We start from the raw sequence: 20,131 nt of genomic DNA on the forward strand, positions 1-20,131 counted from the left end.
TTTACCTTATTTATTTTATACGAATTCTTGGATCGACAATACTTAAGGTGATATCGGATAAAAGAGCACCTAGTATTGAAGCAACACCAAATATAAGTGTTGTAGCTATTAATGTTGTGTAATCACGTAAAGTAATGGATTCTACTAATAGTTGTCCCATTCCTGGGTAACCAAAAATGTTCTCTATAAAAATAGATCCTCCAATTAATCCCGTAATTTCAAATCCAAAAAATGCTGCAATTGGTAATAGTGAGTTTCGTAAAATATGTCGATTGTATACTCTAGTTTCCGAAGCACCTTTTGCTCGTGCCGTTAAAATAAAATCTTTTTGTTTCGTATCTACGATTTCATTTCGCAAATATTGAATCGTACTATATGTTGTAATAAGTGCCATAGAAATTGCCGGTAGTAATAAATGATATAGTTTGCTCATAAAGTACTCAAATGTACCTGGTACAAGACCTGGTGATACACTTCCACTGGTCGGGAACCATCCTAATGCGAAACCGAATATCCATAACATTACTAATGCAAAAATAAATAATGGTGTAGCAAATCCAACATAGGTGTAACCTGTAATCAGTTGGTCACGCCATGTATCATTAAAACGACCACTTGTAATCCCTAAAGGAATAGCGATTAAATAAGTTAAAATTAATGTTGCTACAGATAACCAAAAAGAGTTATAAATGCGTTGACCAATCAATTCTGTCACAGGTATTTTAAATCTAAATGATTGTCCCAAATCCCCCTGAAGAACTCCACCCATCCAGCTTGCATACTGTTCATACCATGGGTCATTCCAACCCATTTGTTCACGGATTTCGTCAAGTCGTTTCGGGTCGACATCTGGTCCAACTTGTCCAGATAACGCATCCCCTGGCATTAATTGTGCTAGAACAAATATTAATATACTAAGGACAATTAATTGAGGAATCATAATCAACGTACGACGTACTGAAAATTTCCACATATTATCAACCTTTCTCCGGTAAAGCTACTAAATGCGTGTCAGAAACCGGCTGTAATTTATAAGCTAAACCTTCTGCATCAAAGTAATCATTGTAAGACTGATCATATTCCGTTTTCACTTCTTCACGGAATTTACGTTTTTCATCTCGCTTATTTGGATCGATATCTGGAATAGCTGCAACTAATCGCTTTGTATAGATGTGCTGTGGATTACTAAAAATGTCATCTGCGGTTCCTTCTTCCACATAGCGACCCTTGTACATAATACCGATGTCATCACACATATGTTTGATTACTCCTAGATCATGACTGATAAAGAGATAGGTTAAATCCAGTTCCTTTTGAATTTCTTTCATAAAGTTTAGAACCTGTGCTTGAACGGATACATCAAGTGCCGATACAGGCTCATCCGCAATAATTAATTTTGGTTTTAAAGCAATTGCTCTAGCAATGCCGATACGTTGTCGTTGCCCACCAGAGAATTCGTGTGGATATTTTAAAATGCTCTCTGGACTTAAACCAACTAGTTCCAATAATTCCTGTACTCTTTTGCGTTCCTCTTTACGCGATAAGTTTTCAAAATTACGAAGTGGTTCAGAAACAATATCCACTACTCGCTTTTTAGGATTTAAAGAGGAATATGGATCTTGGAATATCATTTGAATATTTTTTGTTGCTTCAGACTTTGTACGTTTAATATTCGTTATATCTACTCCATCAAAGATAACCTTTCCAGAAGTGATTTTATTCAGTCCAATTATTGCTCTACCAGTAGTAGATTTCCCCGAACCCGATTCTCCTACTAATCCGTACGTTTTACCTTTTTCTAAGGAGATTGAAACCCCATCAACTGCTTTAATGTGGTCAACTGTTCCCCCAAAGATACCACCCTTAATTGGGAAGTGAACTTTTAAATCTTTAACCTCAAGATAAGACATGTTGCTCCTCCTTCGTTTCATCAGGGAAACTGAAGTGCTTATAGCATGTACAACGCACTAAGTGCCCTGGATCTACTTCTCGTAATTCAGGGTGCTTTTCATGTGCGGATTCATCCACCCACGGTATTCTCGCACTAAATCGGCAACCTTCTCTTGGTAGATTTTGCAACGAAGGAACAATACCTTGAATTACGTGTAATTTATCTTGTTCCTTATCAGAGTTTGGAACAGAATTTAATAATGATCTAGTATATGGATGTAATGGTTTCGCAAATAGTGTTTTCACATCTGCAACCTCAACAATTTGACCTGCATACATAACAGCCACACGATCTGCCATTTCAGCCACAACACCTAGATCATGAGTGATTAGGACAATACCAGAATCCATTTCATCTTTCAGCTTATTAATCAAATCTAGAATCTGAGATTGAATCGTAACATCTAGCGCAGTTGTAGGTTCATCTGCAATTAACAATTCTGGCTTATTTGCAATTGCCATCGCAATAATAACGCGCTGACGCATTCCCCCAGATAATTCATGCGGAAATTGGTTCATAACATATTCCGCACGTGGGATTCCAACTTTTTTTAATAAGTCTAATACTCTTTCTTGGCGAGCAGTTTTAGACATGTCTTTATTATGAAGTAGTAGAGTTTCTCCGATTTGTTCTTCAATTTGCATTAGTGGGTTTAATGAAGTTAGTGGATCTTGGAATATCATACCGATATCTTTACCACGTACTTTATTTAATTCTGATGAAGACATCTTTGCAATGTTCTTATCCTTAAAAAGAATGTCACCTTCAATTTTTGCACGTGTATGAAGACCCATGATAGAAAATGCTAATGCACTTTTCCCGCAACCTGATTCTCCTACAATTGCAAGCACTTCATTTTTATTTACGGTTAAGGAAAGATTATCTACAGCAGCATGATAATCATCTTTTATACGAAACGATGTTGTTAAGTCTTTAATTTCTAAAAGTTTATCTGCCATTTTATTTCCCCCTATTAATTGTAATCGGCCCAAGACATCATGCCCTTTTAGGGTTTACATTTTTATAGTATTTATGAGACATATTAATCATGTAATTGTATAAATTTTTCTGATAATTTAGTGTTATTGGAATTACTTGATGAAAGTAATTATACTACTATTCTCCCAAAAATGTCACCCCCTATGTTTAAAAAATTTTATAAAATTTCAATATTCATATCCTTCAATTCCCCAAAACACTTGATGGTACTGGTTTTGTTGGTGCTTTTATAATAGTTTAATATCACTAGATTTTTTTACTGAATTTTTATTATTTGATTTTAATTAAAATTTTCATAATATTTCGCGTCGCTAAATAATTTATTTTTTCATACTATTTTAATGATTTATACGATTTTGTAATATGATTAGGAGGGTAGAAGGTTTGATTCACGGAATATGGGGTTAAGGATGAATGGTCTCGTTGTAATGGAGGCATTTCTTCTAGAACCCGGAGCAAAGCGAAGTATATAAAAACACAAAAAAAGATTAGTGTAATAATAATCATCTATCACACTAATCTTTTTTAAACTTCTTTTCTATACGATTTATTTTTTATCACCATATAAATGACAAGCAACCCAATGGTCTTTTTTATGTTCAATGAATTGTGGTACTGCTTTTGAACAGATTTCCATTGCCATAGGGCATCTTGTTCGGAACGGACAGCCGCTTGGTGGATTAATAGGACTTGGTACGTCACCTTCAAGAATAATTCTTTCTCTTGTTCGTTCCACCTGTGGGTCCGCCATTGGGATAGCACTTAATAATGCTTGGGTGTACGGGTGTAGTGGCTCTTCATATAATTCTTCACTTGTTGAAATTTCCACCATGTTCCCTAGATACATAACACCGACTCTATCACTAATATGCTTAACCATGGATAGGTCATGCGCAATAAATAAGTATGTTAATCCTCTTTCCTTCTGCAGCTTTTTAAGTAAGTTAACCACCTGGGCCTGAATTGATACATCCAGCGCTGAGATAGGTTCATCCGCCACGATGAAATCCGGATCGACTGCTAGTGCTCTAGCTATTCCAATTCTTTGTCTTTGCCCACCACTAAATTCATGTGGATAGCGGTTGGCGTGTTCAGCATTTAATCCAACTGTCTCTAATAATTCAATCACACGGTCTTCCCGTTCTTTTTTTGTTTTTGCAAGGCCATGAATATCGATACCTTCAGCAATAATATCCTTCACGGTCATTCTCGGGTTTAACGAAGCATATGGATCTTGAAATATCATTTGCATACTGCGAGTTAATTCTTTTAATTGTTTCTTTGATTTCTTAGCATGAACGCTTGCCCCCTTAAAGGCAACTTCTCCATCCGTTGCTTGATAAAGCCCCATAATCGTACGGCCGGCTGTTGACTTCCCACATCCAGACTCACCTACAAGGCCAAATGTTTCCCCTTTATATATGTCAAACGTAAGACCATCAACTGCTTTTAACACATTTTTACGATCTACTTTGAAATGTCTTTTTAGTTCTTTAATTTCAAGAATTTTTTCTTTTGGTTTAGCCATTTACCTTCAAACCTCCTACATTCACAAATTCTGGTGGTTCGACTTTTGGTGCACGCTCATCTAACAGCCAGCATGCAGTTTTTTGTGTTTCGGATAGTTCAAAGTACTCCGGCATTTGGGTTGAACATGCTTTCATTGCATATGGACAACGAGCAGCAAATGGACACCCTTGTGGTGGGTCAGATAAATCTGGTGGGGAACCAGGAATGGCTTTTAGTTCCTCATCATGATTATCTAGTTTTGGCATAGAACCTAGTAAACCCCATGTATAGGGATGTCTTGGATTATAGAAAATCTCATCAACAGAACCCGTTTCTACTATTTTTCCACCATACATGACCGCGACACGATGTGCTGCATTCGCAACTACTCCAAGGTCATGTGTAATAAGAATAATTGCTGTTCCCGTTTCCTTTTGTAATCCCTTCATTAAATCTAATATCTGTGCTTGAATGGTTACATCTAGTGCAGTGGTCGGTTCATCTGCGATTAGAATTTTTGGATTACATGCTAACGCGATTGCAATCATTGCACGCTGACGCATACCACCAGAGAATTCATGCGGATATTGCTTTATTCTCTTCTCCGGGTTAGGTATACCAACTAATTTTAATAATTCAACCCCACGTAAATGGGCTTCTTTTTTAGACATATTTTGATGCTTAATTAGTCCTTCTGCAATTTGTTTTCCTATTGTCATTGTTGGGTTTAATGAAGTCATCGGGTCTTGGAAAATCATACCGATCTCTTTACCGCGAATACTCTCCATTTGCTTCTCAGACTTTTCAATTAGGTCTTCGCCATTAAATTCAATGGATCCACTAACAAATTTTCCTGGAGGCATCGGAATAAGCCGCATAATTGATTGAGCTGTTACACTTTTCCCTGAGCCAGATTCCCCTACTATTGCAAGTGTTTCCTCTTCATGTAAATCAAAGGAAACTTTACGAACTGCTTGTACTTCTGCTTTATATGTTTCAAAATTGACAGAAAGGTCTTTTACACTTAGTATTTTCTTCATTTGTATCTCCCCTTCCTATTTACGTTCTTTCGGATCTAATGCATCTCTTAGACCGTCACCAATTACGTTAAATGCCAGCATCGTTAAACAAATAAAGAACGCTGGGAAGAAAAGCTGATATGGGGAATACCGCAATGCACCAAGTGCATCACTTGTCATTACACCCCAGCTTGAGTGCGGCATCGGCACACCTAGTCCTAAGAAGCTTAGAAATGCTTCCGTAAAAATCGCACTTGGCACTGTTAGTGTCAACGTAACAAGGATCGGCCCAAGTGTGTTGGGAATCAAATGCTTGAATAGTAATCGCGAACTACTTGCCCCAAGAGAACGTGATGCTAACACATATTCTTCAGAACGGAGCTGCATAACTTGTCCACGAACAATTCTGGCCATATTAATCCACCCTGTGATAACCATGGCAATAATCATCGTCCATATACCTTGGTCCATTACTACCATCAGCAAAATAACAACTAACAGATATGGGAGTCCTGACAGAATATCCGCTATTCGCATCATATATTCATCTACTTTCCCACCAAAGTATCCAGCAAAGGCTCCCCAAATTATTCCAATAATAAGGTCCAGAAATGCTGCTGTTAGTCCAATAAACAAGGAAATTCTAGCACCATCCCATGTTCTTGCAAAAATATCTCGTCCGATATTATCTGTCCCAAACCAGTGCTCTGCGGATGGAGTTAAATTCGTTGACATTAAATCTGTATCTTTATAGTTCTTCCCGGATATTTCAGCACCAAAAACTGCCATGAATCCTAATAAAAGTAGAACGATGATTCCCATTAACGCTAATTTGTTCTTTCTAAACCTTCTCCAAGCATCTTTCCAATAGGAAGTACTTTGTCCGACGATTTTCTCTGATTCTCCATAATCAATATTAAGTCGTTCAAAATCTGCATTTGAAAGCTGCGACTGTGCCATTACTTTCCACCGCCCTTTGCTACGAGCTTAATTCTTGGATCAACTATTCCATAAATTAAATCTACTATTAATATACTAACTAAAAGAATAACACTATAAAATACTGTTGTTCCCATTATAACTGTATAGTCTCGATTTGTTATACTAGTAACGAATTCACTACCTAGACCAGGGATACCAAAAATCTGTTCAATAATAAAACTTCCTGTTAATATCCCTGCTACTAACGGCCCCATATAGGAGATTACTGGTAACAAAGCATTCCTAAGTCCATGTTTATAAGTTACAATTCGCTGACTCATTCCTTTTGACTTTGCCGTTTTAATGTAATCTGAACTTAACACATCCAGCATGCTGGAGCGCATTAAACGTGCAATAAATGCAAGTGGTGTAGTCGCTAGCGCTATTGCAGGTAGAATCGTATCAGAGAAGGATTCCATCCTTGCAACCGAAAACATTTCTAGTTTAAAGGCGAATATGTATTGTAGAATAGTCGCCATGATAAAGCTCGGTACGGATATACCCATTACAGCGATGATCATTGCCGTATAATCTCCAAATCGATTATGTTTCAGTGCTGCAAAAACACCTAATAAGACACCAAATCCTATCGCTATAAATACGGCTTCCAGCCCTAAAACAAGGGAATATGGGAAACTACGTAGGATAATATCCATTACCTCTTGTCCAACAAATTTAAAGGAAGGACCAAAATCAAACGTTAGTGAATTTACCACATACGTAATATATTGTTCATGAATAGGGTCATTCAACCCATATGCTTCAATCATTTGTTCTTCTATGGCTGGTGTCATTTTACGTTCAGACGCAAATGGACTTCCTGGTGCTGCTTGCATTAAAAAGAATGTTGCGCTGATGATTAAGAAAAGAGAGAGAGCAATATACCCAATTCTTTTCAAAATATAATTTACCAATATATACACCTCCAATTAACTTGTACAACTAATACTTTCGAAACGAAAAAAAGAGGTGAAACAATCCACCCCTCCTATTCCCTTTTCCTTTTCAAGAAAAAAGAATAATCATCCTATGTTTATGCGAAAGAAATACTCTTGTCCTGTATTTCTAAGAAGGCGTCAACGGTTTCTTTTTGCATGTCTTCTAGATATTAAATTGTTATTCTCTAAATCTCTTGAAAAGCCTTGTTCACACAAGTTACAAAAGGATTTCCAATTAATATAGAAGCAACCAAGATAAGGAAACATACTTCATGCTTCCTATCTTGGTATTACTTCATATTTTTTCTAGCGAACTATTATTTTTCGATATAGCCCCACTTGTATTGAACCCCACCAAGACCTGATACTTCAACATTCTTCACGTAGTCTTTAGCAGTCCATACGTTTGTGTAGAAGTAGATTGGTGCGATTGGCAGAGCATCCATGAAGATTGCTTCTGCTTCTCTTAGGACTTCTTTACGAGCAGCAGGGTCTGTTTCTGTTCTAGATTGTGCAAGTAATTCTTGGTACTCAGCATCTTCCCAGTTCGTGTAGTTGTTTCCACCAACGGTATTGAAGATCTCAAGGAAGTTAATTGCATCGTTAAAGTCTGCAAGCCATCCCATACGTCCAACTTGGAAGTTACCAGAACCCATAGAATCTAGGTAAACGTTCCACTCTTCATTTCCAAGTTCAACTTCAACACCAAGGTTCTTGCTCCACATATCTTGAACTGCCTGAGCAATTACACCATGTGCTTCACTTGTGTTATAAGATAACTTAAGTGGCGGCAACTCTTCTAGTCCAAGCTCTTCTAAACCAGCTTCTAAGTATTCCTTGGCTGTTTCCACATCATTATCAGCAAAGTATCCTTCATTGCTTTCTTCCCAAATAGAAGGTGGTACTAATGCCATCGCTGGTTGTTGTTCACCTTTTGTGATGTTTTCAACAATACCTTGACGGTTAATTGCTAAAGCAAATGCCTTACGAATATTTTCATTATTGAATGGTTCTGCTTCTGTATTAAATGCATAGTAGTATACACCAGCAAGTGCAGTAATGTTTAAAGATCCATCTTCTTTAAGTGAAGGAATAGCAGCTAATGGAACCGAGTCAGTTGGAGATCCAACCCAATCAAGGTCACCAGATTCATACATTTGAAGTGCCGTATCTTCATTATCTACCATTAACATGTTAATTGTTTCAAGTTTTACTGTGTCTGCATCCCAGTACCCAGTGTTTTTCTTGATTACGACCTTGTTTTTGTGCTCCCATGTATCAAGTACGAATGGACCGTTTGATACGTAGTTATCACCAGCTTCAAGTGCCCAATCAGGATTAGCCTCTGCAACAGCTTTGTTAACAGGGTAATAAGTATAGAAAGCAGTTAAATCTAAGAAATATGGTGTTGGCTGTGCCAAAGTAACCTCTAGTGTTTTGTCATCTAGAGCTTTAACACCAACTTCATCTAGAGAGCCACCATCTTCTTTAGCAGCTTGTGCTCCCTTGATTACATATAACTGATAAGCATAATCCGTATCAGCATTAGCAGGGTCTAGTACCCATTTCCATGCAAATTCAAAGTCGTGCGCAGTAACTGGATCACCGTTTGACCAATTTGCATCATCGCGAATTGTAAATGTATACGTTAACAAATCTTCTGAAATCTCAGGCTCGGCGGCTGCCATCGCTGGCTCCACAACGCCTTCTTGGTTAATACGCATTAACCCCTCGAATACTTGGTCAAGAACCGCACCAGAAGTTGTATCTGTTGCAAGACCAGGGTGTAATGAAGGTGGTTCTGATTTAATGTTCACGTTTAATACTTGTTCAACATCTCCAGTATCTTCACCTTCATCTTTTGTAGCAGAATCGCCTGATTCCTCACTCTTTTCTTCCGTTTCCTTATCCCCACTCTCGCCGTTAGCCTCATCATCGCCACCATTACATGCAGCAAGAACTAGGCCGAGTGCAAATAAAAGAACTAATAGTAATGACCACTTTTTCCACATATGTGTAGACCCTCCTATTTTTATATTCTTACAATTCGGGATAGTCTAAATCCTGAACTTGTTTTCCATTATACAACCTATTCTAAAAATTTTCATCAACTTTTTTATAAAATTTAATTTATTATTACAAATTAGCTAATTCAAACATGGGCAAATAGTCATTAAAAATGGAATTATTAGTTAAATTCAATTAGGAAGAATGCCTTATTTTTTTAATTACAAAAAGAGAGACAGACCCTTTTCAACAAAATCAGCTAATTATGCTCATCTCGTTGCTAGGTGTCTGTCCCTCGACGCTCTAACTATTCTTCATGATACTATTTAAATAGATTAGTAAAAAACTCTGCAATCGCATCAAATAATTGTTTGAAAAAGTTCCCTACACTATCCCAGAATCCTTCATCAGCTAGTAAATCATCAATTTGATCTTGAACTTTTGTTGCTATATCACTCAATTGATTTTTCACTTTATCAAAATCAATATTTAAGTCACGCATCTTCTCAAATAAGTCGATTAGAAGTTGTCTATCTTTTTCACTTAAAGAAATTTCTAGTTTGTCCAATTGTTCTTGAACAATTCTTTCAACATCATCTATTGTTGCAGGATTTTGTTCGGCAATAGCTTGTTTAATTTCTGTAATTAATTCACTTACTTGTTCCTTACTAAGCCCAGCATCAGATACTAAGCCTGTAGCAACATTAAGTTCTTCATTTGCGAGCTCCATTCTTTCTTTATCAAGCTCTACACCTTCAGCGTCGTAGGCTTTGTATATCCCTGTTAAGGCAGAATGCCCAGTTACTTTTACAGGCGAAGCTACAATAACAGTAGCATGTTCTACCCCAGCAGTAAGTAAAGCATTCGTATACATTTCACTAGTTACTTCTGTTATGTTATCAGGAGTAATAATGGTAACACTTAAACCTTTTCCTTCCTCCTCCATGGTAATTTTTGCAGAAGAGAACATTCTAGCTTTTGAGTTTCCACCAATATAGTTTACTAAGTCTTCACCAGTTACCGTATACTCGTCAACCATCTCTGAGTCTGTTACTTCCAGTATCTTCTGTGTCTCTGCTTTTTGTTCTTCCGTTAAGCTGCCACCATAGACTACAATAGGCACACCAAGTTTTTCATTAATAACTTCATCCGCACTTACCGGCATGGCAAAAGACGCTACCAAAGTGATAATTAATGTAAACAGAGCTGTTAATTTTACATATCGTTTCATCGTTTATAGCTCCTTTTCCTCTAAATTTCTTTCACACTACTTGTCTAACAAAATATTAGATGACTACTTCGATTATACCCATTTTCAAAAAAATAACACCTTTTATCTAGAGGCTATTATTCTTTCAATTTATTTCGTATTCCGGTATATTTAGGGTAACGAAATATTTTATAGAAAGAAGGCAACGATCCATTAATACCGAAAACTTCCTTGTAAAACGTAATTTAGTTATTATGTGGTTTGCTAATTTCTTCGTAGCAGGAAGCATGACCATGGTTATTCCATTCCTGTCACTTTATATCGATTCCTTTGGTGACTTTTCTGATGTCTATGTTCAGAATTGGGCAGGCTGGGTGTTTTTAGTTACATTTATTGCTGCTTTTATCTTTTCTCCAATTTGGGGACGGTTTGGGGATAAGTATGGAAGAAAGAAATTACTTGTCTTTTTCGCAACCGGTATGGGAGTATCCATATTTTTAATGGGATTTGCAACCAACGTTTGGCAATTATTCATTTTAAGACTTATCATGGGGATTTTCACCGGATTTATACCGATGTCCCAAGCACTTATTGCAACACAAACTCCTAAGAATGTTGCTGGAAAAGTTCTAGGAACACTCCAAACTGGTAGTATTACTGGGTCGCTAATGGGGCCACTACTTGGAGGAGCACTTGCAGATACATTTGGATTTTCTTCTACATTTAAATGGGTAGCATTTTCCATTTTACTTTCTGCCCTTATCGTTCTTTTTGGGATAAAGGAAAAGCGATTAGAATTTTCCTCTGATAAAGAACATAAGGCATACTCTAGTAAGGAAGTTATTCTGCATATTGTAAAGCATCCTGTTTTACTTGTTGTGATGATTATCTCCGCACTAGTACAAATTGCACATTTCAGTGTGCAGCCCATCCTCTCGTTATATGTGGAAGAAATTCACGGACCACTAAATATAGCCCTTTTCTCCGGAATTGCATTCTCAGCAGCTGGAGTTGGTAATTTAATCATGACTAGAAAATGGGGTAAACTTGGAGACCAACACGGATATATTAAGTTTTTAATCGTGTTACTTTTCATGGCTGGCATTGTCTATTTATCAGGTGCATTTGTTACATCCATTTGGCAACTTGTGCTTGTCCGCTTCTTGTTAGGGGTATCAATTGGTGGAATTATTCCGTTAAGGATTGCTTATATCCGTCAAGAAGCACCATTATCCATGCAAGGTGAGGTACTAGGCTACAACACTAGTTTAAGATTCTTAGGTAATATTATCGGTCCTGCTCTTGGTGGACTTATTGCAGGATTCTATGGTATTTCATCTGTATTTTTCTTTACAAGTGGCGTACTTATTTTAAGTGGTGTGTTCCTACTAGTTGCTTGGTATAAATATGAATATGCAACTAGTAAAAGTCATTCCTTATCTTCACGATGATTCTAAATTTACTTTGAGATTAATATGTTTTAATATGTGATCCGAACTAGTATACAATATTCTCCTATTGGATGTTTGTATTAGTTCGGATTTTTCTTTTACTATAAAGGATATTGCGACGCGAAATTTAGTAGCAGATTAATAGATGAAATGAATCACAAGATCCTGTTGCGGTTCATTTTAAGGAAGGTGTAATGATGAAATGAACCAACAGCTATTAGTAATTCATTTTCCATATGATATTTCCACTTTTTTCGCAAATCTAATAATATACTCTTTTTATTTCTTTCAATTCATTGTAAACTATTCCTATTGTTTGATAGAAGGAAGGGTACATCTTGAGTTCTAAAACCACAAAAAATTTAACATTGTTTTCTATTACTTGGCCAATTTTTATTGAGATTTTACTACATATGTTAATGGGTAATGCAGATACGCTCATGCTAAGCCAGTATTCGGATGAATCGGTTGCTGCAGTTGGAGTTTCTAATCAGATACTTTCCGTAGTTATTGTTATGTTCGGATTTGTTGCACAGGGGGCAGCAGTTTTAATTGCTCAAAATATCGGTGCAGACAAACCAAAAGCAGCTGGACAAATTGCTCTTAATGCATTAAGTATGAATTTACTGTTTTCTATTCTCTTGAGCATCTGCTTATTCATTTGGGGTAAGCCAATATTAACGATGATGGATTTACCTCCAGAGTTGATGGGTGAAGGACTATCCTATATGAAAATTGTAGGTGGCTTCATATTTATTCAAGCATTGATCATGACGACAGGTGCTATTTTAAGAAGCTATGGTCATACGAAAGACACGATGATTGTAACCATTGGGATGAACATCCTTAATGTTATAGGAAATTATTTTGCAATTTTTGGCCCTTTTGGTTTTCCTGTTCTTGGTGTGGAAGGGGTAGCTTATTCTACAGCAATCAGTAGATTAATAGGATTCATTGCCCTTATTTTACTTCTTGTGAAACGTACGGGTGAGGAAATTAATTTTAAGTACTTTTTCCGCTATGAAAAAATGCATGTGAAGAGCTTATTAAAGATAGGAATACCTTCTGCAGGTGAACAATTATCCTATAATGCTAGTCAAATGGTTATTACGTATTTTGTAGCACAGCTTGGAACTATTGCAATTACAACAAAAGTATATACGCAAAATATTATGATGTTTATCTTTTTATTTTCCGTTGCTATTGGCCAGGGTACACAAATATTGATAGGACATATGATTGGTGCCGGAAAAATTGAAGATGCCTATGAACGAGCGCTTAAGAGTTTACGCCTTTCTATCTTTATTTCGTTAACAATGGCAGGGATTGTTTATCTTATCGCCAAACCATTTCTTGGAATCTTTACGGATAATGCATCGATCATTGAAGCAGGGACATTTCTATTACTTTTAACCATTGCACTAGAGCCTGGCCGTGCATTTAACTTGGTTATGATTAGTTCCTTAAGAGCAGCAGGTGATGTAAAGTTTCCTGTTTATATTGGAATCGTAGTTATGTGGGGAGTTAGTGTTACCTTTAGCTGGTTCTTTGGCATTTATCTTGAACTTGGTTTAATTGGGATATGGATTGCTTTCATTGCTGATGAATGGTTACGTGGGGTATTAATGCTTCGTCGTTGGAAACAACGTAATTGGGTAAATATGAGTTTTGTCCAAAAAGATAAAGATGAAGTTACAGGGGAAGCAAGATAATTGAAATGAAATGTTGATAATGCTATTATTCAGTCATTCCATGTAATTCATGAAAGAAAGTGATGGCTTATGGGTATTGTTGTTGTTGAAGTATGTGATGGTAATGCTATTACAACTTTAAATATAGAAGAAATTTTAGAAGAGGAGTTTCCTGAGGTTGCGGTTTTAACTAGTGATTGTTTATCGTTTTGTGGATTATGTCGAGTAAAGCCATATGCGATTGTTAATAACCGGAGGATTTTCGGGAAGACCCCAGAGGAATGTTTGGATAAAATTAGGGAAGTTATTAAGGAAGAACTAGCTATTTATCAGTGATAAATGGCTAGTTCTTTTTATTCGACAGTTTTTATTGCCGGGGAAATATTTTGTCTAATTATTTGTTTATATGGCCAAGTCCGTGGCCCGAATACACTCCGTGTAAATATCAAATATTGCCCTCTTCAGTAGTTCTCCCAAAACAAATAAATAGAACTATTCAACGTCAAATTTCACTTACAAACTTGCCTTAAATATCTCCAAAGAATCTTCCCTTGTCAATTTCTTAAAATTACCATACTCCGTTGCGGCTACTACGGTTTTATCTGCCATTTGTTCAAGCGTAGTTGGGTCTATTCCGTAGTCGGAAAGTTTGGTCGGGGCTCCGATACTTTCCCAGAATTGGCTTAGTTTTTCGATTCCTTCGAGAGCTACTTCTTTATCCGGTTTCCCATCTACCTCTACATTAAAGACTCGTACGGCTAGTTGTTTAAATCTTGATACATTCTCTTCGTCTAGTACATGTTTCATCCAGTATGGGAACAGTATTGCTAATCCTCCACCATGTGGGATGTCATGAACGGCGCTAACCGCATGTTCTAGGTTATGGGTTGCCCAGTCCCCTCGGAATCCCATGTTAAGCATATTGTTTAATGCCAATGTTCCAGAAAGCATGATTGTTTCACGTAACTCGTAATTCTCCGGGTCTTTTAATAGCTTAGGTGCCGTTTCCATAACCGTGATTAAGATTGACTCACAAAAACGATCCTGTACTTTCGTATTTTCAGCTTGATGAAAGTAATGTTCTAACACATGTGACATCATATCTACAATGCCATAGATGGTTTGATTTTTAGGTACTGAAAAAGTATGGGCTGGATCTAAAATAGAGAACTTCGGATATGTGTATGGAGCAGCACCCCAGCCATGTTTTTCATTCTCTTCCCAATTTGTAATGACAGAACCACTATTCATTTCTGATCCGGTTGCTGAGATGGTTAATACTGTACCAAATGGTAGTGCATCATTTGCTTGTTTTTTCTTTGTAACAATATCCCACATATCAATTTCTGTTTTCGCACCAACTGCGATTGCCTTTGTACAGTCAATCGTGCTACCGCCTCCAACTGCAAGCAGGAATTCAATACCTTCCTTCTTACAAATATCTACACCTTTACGAACAGTCGATATTCTTGGATTCGGCTCAACGCCTGGTAATTCGTAAACTTCTGCATTAATCTGCGCAAGTTTATCCATGACATTATCATAAATACCGTTACGTTTAATACTGCCACCACCATATATAAGAAGCACCTTTTTACCATATTGTTTTACTTGAGCAGGCAGAGTATCTAACTGCCCTTTACCGAAAATAAGTTTTGTTGGGTTGTAGTATGTAAAGTTATCCAAATCTGTTCCTCCTTAATCTTTTACTACGATTGCATCAATCTCTACTAGTACATCTTTTGGTAATCTACTTACTTCTACTGTTGCGCGTGCTGGATAGGGCTTTTCTAAATAGCTACCATAAATTTCATTCACCGTAGCGAAGTCATCCATCGAAGACAAGTAAATGGTGAACTTACCAACCTTTGAAAAGTCAGCATCTGCAACATGCAGAATTGCCTTCAGATTTTCCATCACTTGTTTTGTTTGAGCCTCAATACCTGGTACAACCTCTCCTGTTTCTGGATTAATACCAATTTGTCCAGATACAAATAGTACATTCCCCATGTCAACAGCTTGTGAGTAAGGTCCAATTGCTGCTGGAGCTTTCTCAGTAAAAATTTCTTTTCCCATCTTTTTTCCTCCTTTAGTTTGATTTGGTTAAATCATAGCTCTTATCATTTGTTTTTTACAACTATTACTGTTCCCTAATACGATCTACATACCCCATCACAGATTTCACATAATAGATATCTCCGTAACAGGCATCATACTGTTTTGCTTCCTCTCTCAAACAGCTATATATAGACTTATCTGGGGCATTTTCATACATCTCTTTCGAAAATGCAATTGCTACTTCCTGTGAATATTGTCCACTTGTTTCTTGCACATAATTTATAAATCCTCTTCCAAAATTATAGGACTGAATAGCGAGCTCCAAATCATAACCAGCATCTTTCAGTGTTTCAGAAAAGTAAAAAACTCCTTGTTTTATGGAAAGCTCTGGATTATCAATACATCCTATTTTTCCACAATAACTTTCAGATGATTGCATGGGGTCAGTCCCTCTTCCACCCGATTCCTGCATCATCATAGCAAGTAATATATCCACATAGCTTGCAATCTGATATTCTTCCGCATACTTTTCAACAAGTGGTTTATGTTTTAGAACCTCACTGTTAATAGCTGGGTCACTCCATTGCCCTTTATCAACGATAAGTGATATACATACCATAACCAACACAATCCCTATAGCCAAGAATGCTGTTTGCTTTATAGCTTTCTTCGTTTGTTTCTTCATTCCCCATCACTCTACAATCAAATAAAAAGTTATCCACAGAAAACATATGGAACTTGTCAATATTTCGTATCCTTTGTCGAAACCCACTACAAAATATAGAGGTTATCCTCATGCTATCCACAAATTGTGTATAACTATTCATCTTTTTCTTTCTTTAAACAGAACTTTATCTCGCCATTTCCCATATCTAAAGTACATATATGCAAATACACTACTAATAATAAAGCTTACTCCCATCCCCATTGCGATCCCATTCTCACCATATAATTCTGAGAATAGAAAAGTTAGTGGATATCTTAGTATCCAGAACGAAATAATATTGAGAATCAACACCGGGTACATTGCTCCCGCCGCACGAACAACACCATTTAAAATAAAGTTAATTCCTAAAAATGGATAACAGAGTGCAATAATTTTCAAGTAAGTTGCACCAAATTTAACAGCCTCTTCCTCGTGAATAAACAGACGAACAGCAGGCTCTGCAAATAGAACAACGAATAGCCCAATAGCGATCATTACCGTAAAGTTATACAGGACACCATACTTTGCGATTTTATGAACACGTTCCCAATTCCTTACTCCGATATTCTGCCCTGCCATACTACCAACTGCAGTTCCCAGTGCATGCGCTGGAAGCATAATGATACTATCCAAACGTTGTGCAGCACCAAATCCGCCAACTACTGAGGAACCGAAAGAAGTTACAACACTCATTATTGCCGCGGAACCTGCAGATATAACGGACATTTGTAATCCTGATGGAATTCCTAAATTTAGGATAAGCTTAATCTCCTGAAAACTTGGAAGGCTCGGTACAGTAAATGGAGCAAGTCTTTTCCTTAGCACATGGAAAACTCCGTAAAGAAAAGCAAATCCTTGTGAAATAATGGTGGCATATGCTGCACCTTCTACCCCTAATTTAAACACAGAAATAAATATAGGATCTAGAACAAGGTTTAATAGCACCGCTATAAATACAAATCGCAACGGAGTTTTACTATCCCCTAATGCACGTAGTACGGTACTTATAAAGTTATAGCCAAATAAAAATAACATCCCAAGAAAATTTATCTGTAAATAGGATGTGGCTAGACTTAGAATTTCAGCTGGTGTCCCTAATAAAAGCAGAAGATTTTCCGCAAATATAAACCCCACTATTCCTAGGGAAATAGACATGATGGATAATAACACAACAAAAGCATTTAAATATCGCTTCAGACCATCTGAGTTCTTTTGTCCTTTTTGTTGAGAAAGAATCGTTAATGCCGCATTGTTTAATCCAATGATAAAGGATAATACGGTGAAAATAATAGTTCCAGATATAGCTACTGCACCCAAGGCATCGGCGCCAAGCAAATTCCCTACCCATAAACTATCGATTAATTGATAAGAGGTCTGGAGCAAATTTGCTAGCATTATCGGTCCCGAAAAGACCATTAATTGTCTCCAAATATTACCTTGTGTAAAATCATGTTGCTTTTTCACAATAAAACAACCTTTCATACTTCATTCAGTACTTATTCTAACAGAACAAAAGCGCAAGCGCCCGGTTAGGGACTACGGACTGGACTGAGCCGTAGGAGATAAAGGAAACACGACGACCGTAGGGAGTCGATGTTGACTTATCGTACGGAGGCGAGGGAAGTCTCGCTAGTCCCTGGGCGCGGAGTGAGACGTGGCTGTTCCTGCACAAGAACTTAACAAAGCCAAAACTTTATACCTTTCTTATCTGTCGAAAAAGAGAAAAAAAAGATAACCCTTTTTAGTTTTATAACATTATCTATTGTTAAATTTTAACACAACTACGATAAATATTAATTTTATTACAAACAATCAAAATAATGTGATATTATATAGTTAAGTATATAAATGTATATTGCAGTCCTTTGAAATAATTCTCACACTTCTACTGCTAAGATTTCTAGCAAACCCAATAATCTACTTAAAAGGGCCAAATTATTAAAGGAGATGATAGTTAGTATGATGCAAGTCCCACTGTCGGTTGGATCAATGATGGAACACGCTGAACGTTTTTTCCCGAAGAAAGAAGTTATATCCCAGACACATGATAATCTACACCGGTTAAATTATGGGGAAATTGGTCAGCGAACAAGGCGGTTAATGAGTATTTTGAATGAGCTTGGTATCAATAAAGGAGATCGGGTAGGCACTTTAGCCTGGAATCATCATCGCCATTTAGAAATTTACTTTGCTGCACCAGGTATGGGCGCTGTACTACATACGATTAACATTCGTCTTTCCCCTGAGGATATTATCTACATTATTAATCATGCAGAAGATAAAATACTATTTATCGACGAAGATATTTTGCCTCTTATTGAACACATACACACGCACTTAACTACTGTAGAAGCTTTTGTAGTCATGACGGATAAAGCTGAACTTCCAGAATCTACTATTCAACCACTCTACTCTTATGAAGAGCTACTCTCAACTGGTGATCCATCCTATGAATTTGTAAAAGATATTGATGAAAATCAACCTGCTGGTATGTGTTATACATCAGCAACAACTGGTAAACCAAAAGGAGTTGTATATACCCATAGAGCAATTGTACTTCATAGCTTTGCTTTAGGACTGGCTGACACAGCAGCAATATCAGAATCTGATATCTCCATGCCCGTTGTACCACAGTTTCATGTAAATGCATGGGGTACACCATTTGCCTGTACATGGTTCGGTTCTACACAAGTATTACCCGGTCCTCGTTTTACACCAAAACGTTTAGCGGAATTCATTGATCGCTTCAACGTAACGATTACGGCAGGAGTACCAACTATTTGGTTGGGCCTGCTACGAGAGTTAGAAACAGGTAACTATGATACTTCTAGTCTAAGAGCAGTATTATGTGGCGGTTCGGCCGCTCCACTTGGATTAATTAAGGCATTTGAAGAAAAACATAACATACCATTTTATCATGCATATGGCGCAACAGAAACTACTCCACTTGCAACAATATCTCGGTTAAAGAGCTATCAATCAGTTATAACACAAGAAGATAAATTTCAGGAACGTGCCAGACAAGGTATACTGGTCCCTGGTCTTCAAATGAAGGTTATTAGTGATCATGGTGATGTGGAATGGAATGGAAAAGACATGGGCGAATTATTATTAAAAGGTCCATGGATTGCAGCTGAGTATTACAAGGATAGCCGTAGCCAGGATGCCTTTAAAGATGGATGGTTCTATACCGGTGATGTTGTAACAGTTGATGAAGAAGGAACGATTAAAATCGTTGATCGTACAAAGGATTTAATTAAAAGCGGTGGCGAATGGATTTCCTCAGTCGAAATTGAGAACGCTATCATGGCATTCGGTCCTGTTTTTGAAGCGAGTGTTGTTGCCATTCCAGACGAAAAATGGCAAGAGCGACCAATTGCTTGTGTTGTTTTACATGAAGGCTATGAAGATAAAACAACTAAAGAAGATATTCTAGCGTTTCTAAAACCACAATTTCCAAAATGGTGGTTACCAGATGATGTACTATTCTTTGAAGAAATCCCTAAATCATCAGTAGGCAAATTCCTAAAGAGAGAACTTCGTGAACAAGTAAAATCAAGGTATAGCCCACAAGAGTAAAGATATAATTAGAGGAGTCTATGAGGCTCCTC

At 37.1% G+C, this 20,131-nt stretch carries 17 protein-coding genes; 4 read left to right on the plus strand and 13 right to left on the minus strand.

The genetic code is table 11. The features are described from left to right. Positions 1–10: 10 nt before the first annotated feature. The 9 genes from opp4B to K332_RS0112915 all read right to left on the minus strand — a co-directional run bounded on the left by opp4B (position 11) and on the right by K332_RS0112915 (position 10,635). Positions 11–973: an oligopeptide ABC transporter permease gene (opp4B, locus tag K332_RS0112875; RefSeq protein WP_026907817.1), complete on the minus strand. Its 963-nt coding sequence runs from the start codon at positions 971–973 to the stop codon at positions 11–13. 4 nt (positions 974–977) lie between these two features. Then, the gene (locus tag K332_RS0112880) at positions 978–1,910 is read right to left on the minus strand and encodes an ABC transporter ATP-binding protein (RefSeq protein ID WP_026907818.1); all 933 of its coding nucleotides are present in this window, start codon (positions 1,908–1,910) and stop codon (positions 978–980) included. Beyond that, complete coding sequence (locus tag K332_RS0112885) at positions 1,897–2,910, minus strand: ABC transporter ATP-binding protein (RefSeq protein WP_026907819.1); 1,014 nt, start codon at positions 2,908–2,910, stop codon at positions 1,897–1,899. Before K332_RS0112885 ends, K332_RS0112880 begins: the two co-directional genes overlap by 14 nt. Positions 2,911–3,497: 587 nt before the next feature. Beyond that, positions 3,498–4,478 carry an ABC transporter ATP-binding protein gene (locus K332_RS0112890; protein WP_026907820.1) on the minus strand — a complete coding sequence of 327 codons (981 nt, stop codon included), beginning with the start codon at positions 4,476–4,478 and terminating at the stop codon, positions 3,498–3,500. Next, positions 4,471–5,499, minus strand: a complete 1,029-nt coding sequence (locus K332_RS0112895) for an ABC transporter ATP-binding protein (RefSeq protein WP_026907821.1) — start codon at positions 5,497–5,499, stop codon at positions 4,471–4,473. Before K332_RS0112895 ends, K332_RS0112890 begins: the two co-directional genes overlap by 8 nt. A gap of 15 nt (positions 5,500–5,514) precedes the next feature. After that, on the minus strand, positions 5,515–6,438 hold the full coding sequence (locus K332_RS0112900; RefSeq protein WP_026907822.1) for an ABC transporter permease: 924 nt from the start codon (positions 6,436–6,438) through the stop codon (positions 5,515–5,517). Continuing rightward, a complete protein-coding gene (locus K332_RS0112905) occupies positions 6,438–7,373 on the minus strand; it encodes an ABC transporter permease (RefSeq protein ID WP_026907823.1) in 936 nt (311 codons plus the stop codon). The genes K332_RS0112900 and K332_RS0112905 overlap by 1 nt, the downstream gene beginning before the upstream one ends. 341 nt (positions 7,374–7,714) lie before the next feature. Beyond that, on the minus strand, positions 7,715–9,409 hold the full coding sequence (locus K332_RS0112910) for a peptide ABC transporter substrate-binding protein (RefSeq protein WP_026907824.1): 1,695 nt from the start codon (positions 9,407–9,409) through the stop codon (positions 7,715–7,717). A gap of 317 nt (positions 9,410–9,726) precedes the next feature. Further along, complete coding sequence (locus K332_RS0112915; protein ID WP_026907825.1) at positions 9,727–10,635, minus strand: DUF1002 domain-containing protein; 909 nt, start codon at positions 10,633–10,635, stop codon at positions 9,727–9,729. A gap of 233 nt (positions 10,636–10,868) precedes the next feature. Between K332_RS0112915 and K332_RS0112920 the strand changes: the two genes are divergently transcribed. From K332_RS0112920 to K332_RS0112930, 3 genes are all read left to right on the plus strand, one after another. Beyond that, positions 10,869–12,065, plus strand: coding sequence for an MFS transporter (locus K332_RS0112920; protein WP_036688899.1), 1,197 nt, complete (start codon positions 10,869–10,871; stop codon positions 12,063–12,065). Between the two features lie 338 nt (positions 12,066–12,403). After that, the gene (locus K332_RS0112925) at positions 12,404–13,777 is read left to right on the plus strand and encodes an MATE family efflux transporter (RefSeq protein ID WP_036688902.1); all 1,374 of its coding nucleotides are present in this window, start codon (positions 12,404–12,406) and stop codon (positions 13,775–13,777) included. 69 nt (positions 13,778–13,846) lie between these two features. Continuing rightward, entirely contained in the window at positions 13,847–14,092 is a 246-nt protein-coding gene (locus tag K332_RS0112930) for a YuzB family protein (RefSeq protein ID WP_026907828.1), read from the plus strand. A 177-nt stretch (positions 14,093–14,269) separates the two neighbouring features. Here the strand turns inward: K332_RS0112930 and K332_RS0112935 are convergent, their stop codons facing one another. The 4 genes from K332_RS0112935 to K332_RS0112950 form a co-directional block, all read right to left on the minus strand. Further along, positions 14,270–15,442 carry an iron-containing alcohol dehydrogenase gene (locus tag K332_RS0112935; protein ID WP_026907829.1) on the minus strand — a complete coding sequence of 391 codons (1,173 nt, stop codon included), beginning with the start codon at positions 15,440–15,442 and terminating at the stop codon, positions 14,270–14,272. 12 nt (positions 15,443–15,454) lie between these two features. Then, the gene (locus tag K332_RS0112940; RefSeq protein ID WP_026907830.1) at positions 15,455–15,832 is read right to left on the minus strand and encodes a RidA family protein; all 378 of its coding nucleotides are present in this window, start codon (positions 15,830–15,832) and stop codon (positions 15,455–15,457) included. A gap of 64 nt (positions 15,833–15,896) precedes the next feature. After that, the gene (locus K332_RS0112945) at positions 15,897–16,499 is read right to left on the minus strand and encodes a lysozyme family protein (protein WP_026907831.1); all 603 of its coding nucleotides are present in this window, start codon (positions 16,497–16,499) and stop codon (positions 15,897–15,899) included. A 138-nt stretch (positions 16,500–16,637) separates the two neighbouring features. Next, positions 16,638–17,987 (minus strand): MATE family efflux transporter, encoded by a 1,350-nt coding sequence (locus tag K332_RS0112950; RefSeq protein ID WP_156914202.1) that lies wholly within the window; start codon positions 17,985–17,987, stop codon positions 16,638–16,640. 492 nt (positions 17,988–18,479) lie between these two features. Here K332_RS0112950 and K332_RS0112955 point away from each other — a divergent pair, with 492 nt between their 5' ends. Further along, entirely contained in the window at positions 18,480–20,099 is a 1,620-nt protein-coding gene (locus K332_RS0112955; protein WP_026907833.1) for a long-chain fatty acid--CoA ligase, read from the plus strand. Positions 20,100–20,131 lie beyond the last annotated feature (32 nt).

Source organism: Paucisalibacillus globulus DSM 18846 (assembly GCF_000482485.1).
In the GTDB taxonomy this organism is placed as follows: domain Bacteria; phylum Bacillota; class Bacilli; order Bacillales; family Amphibacillaceae; genus Ornithinibacillus; species Ornithinibacillus globulus.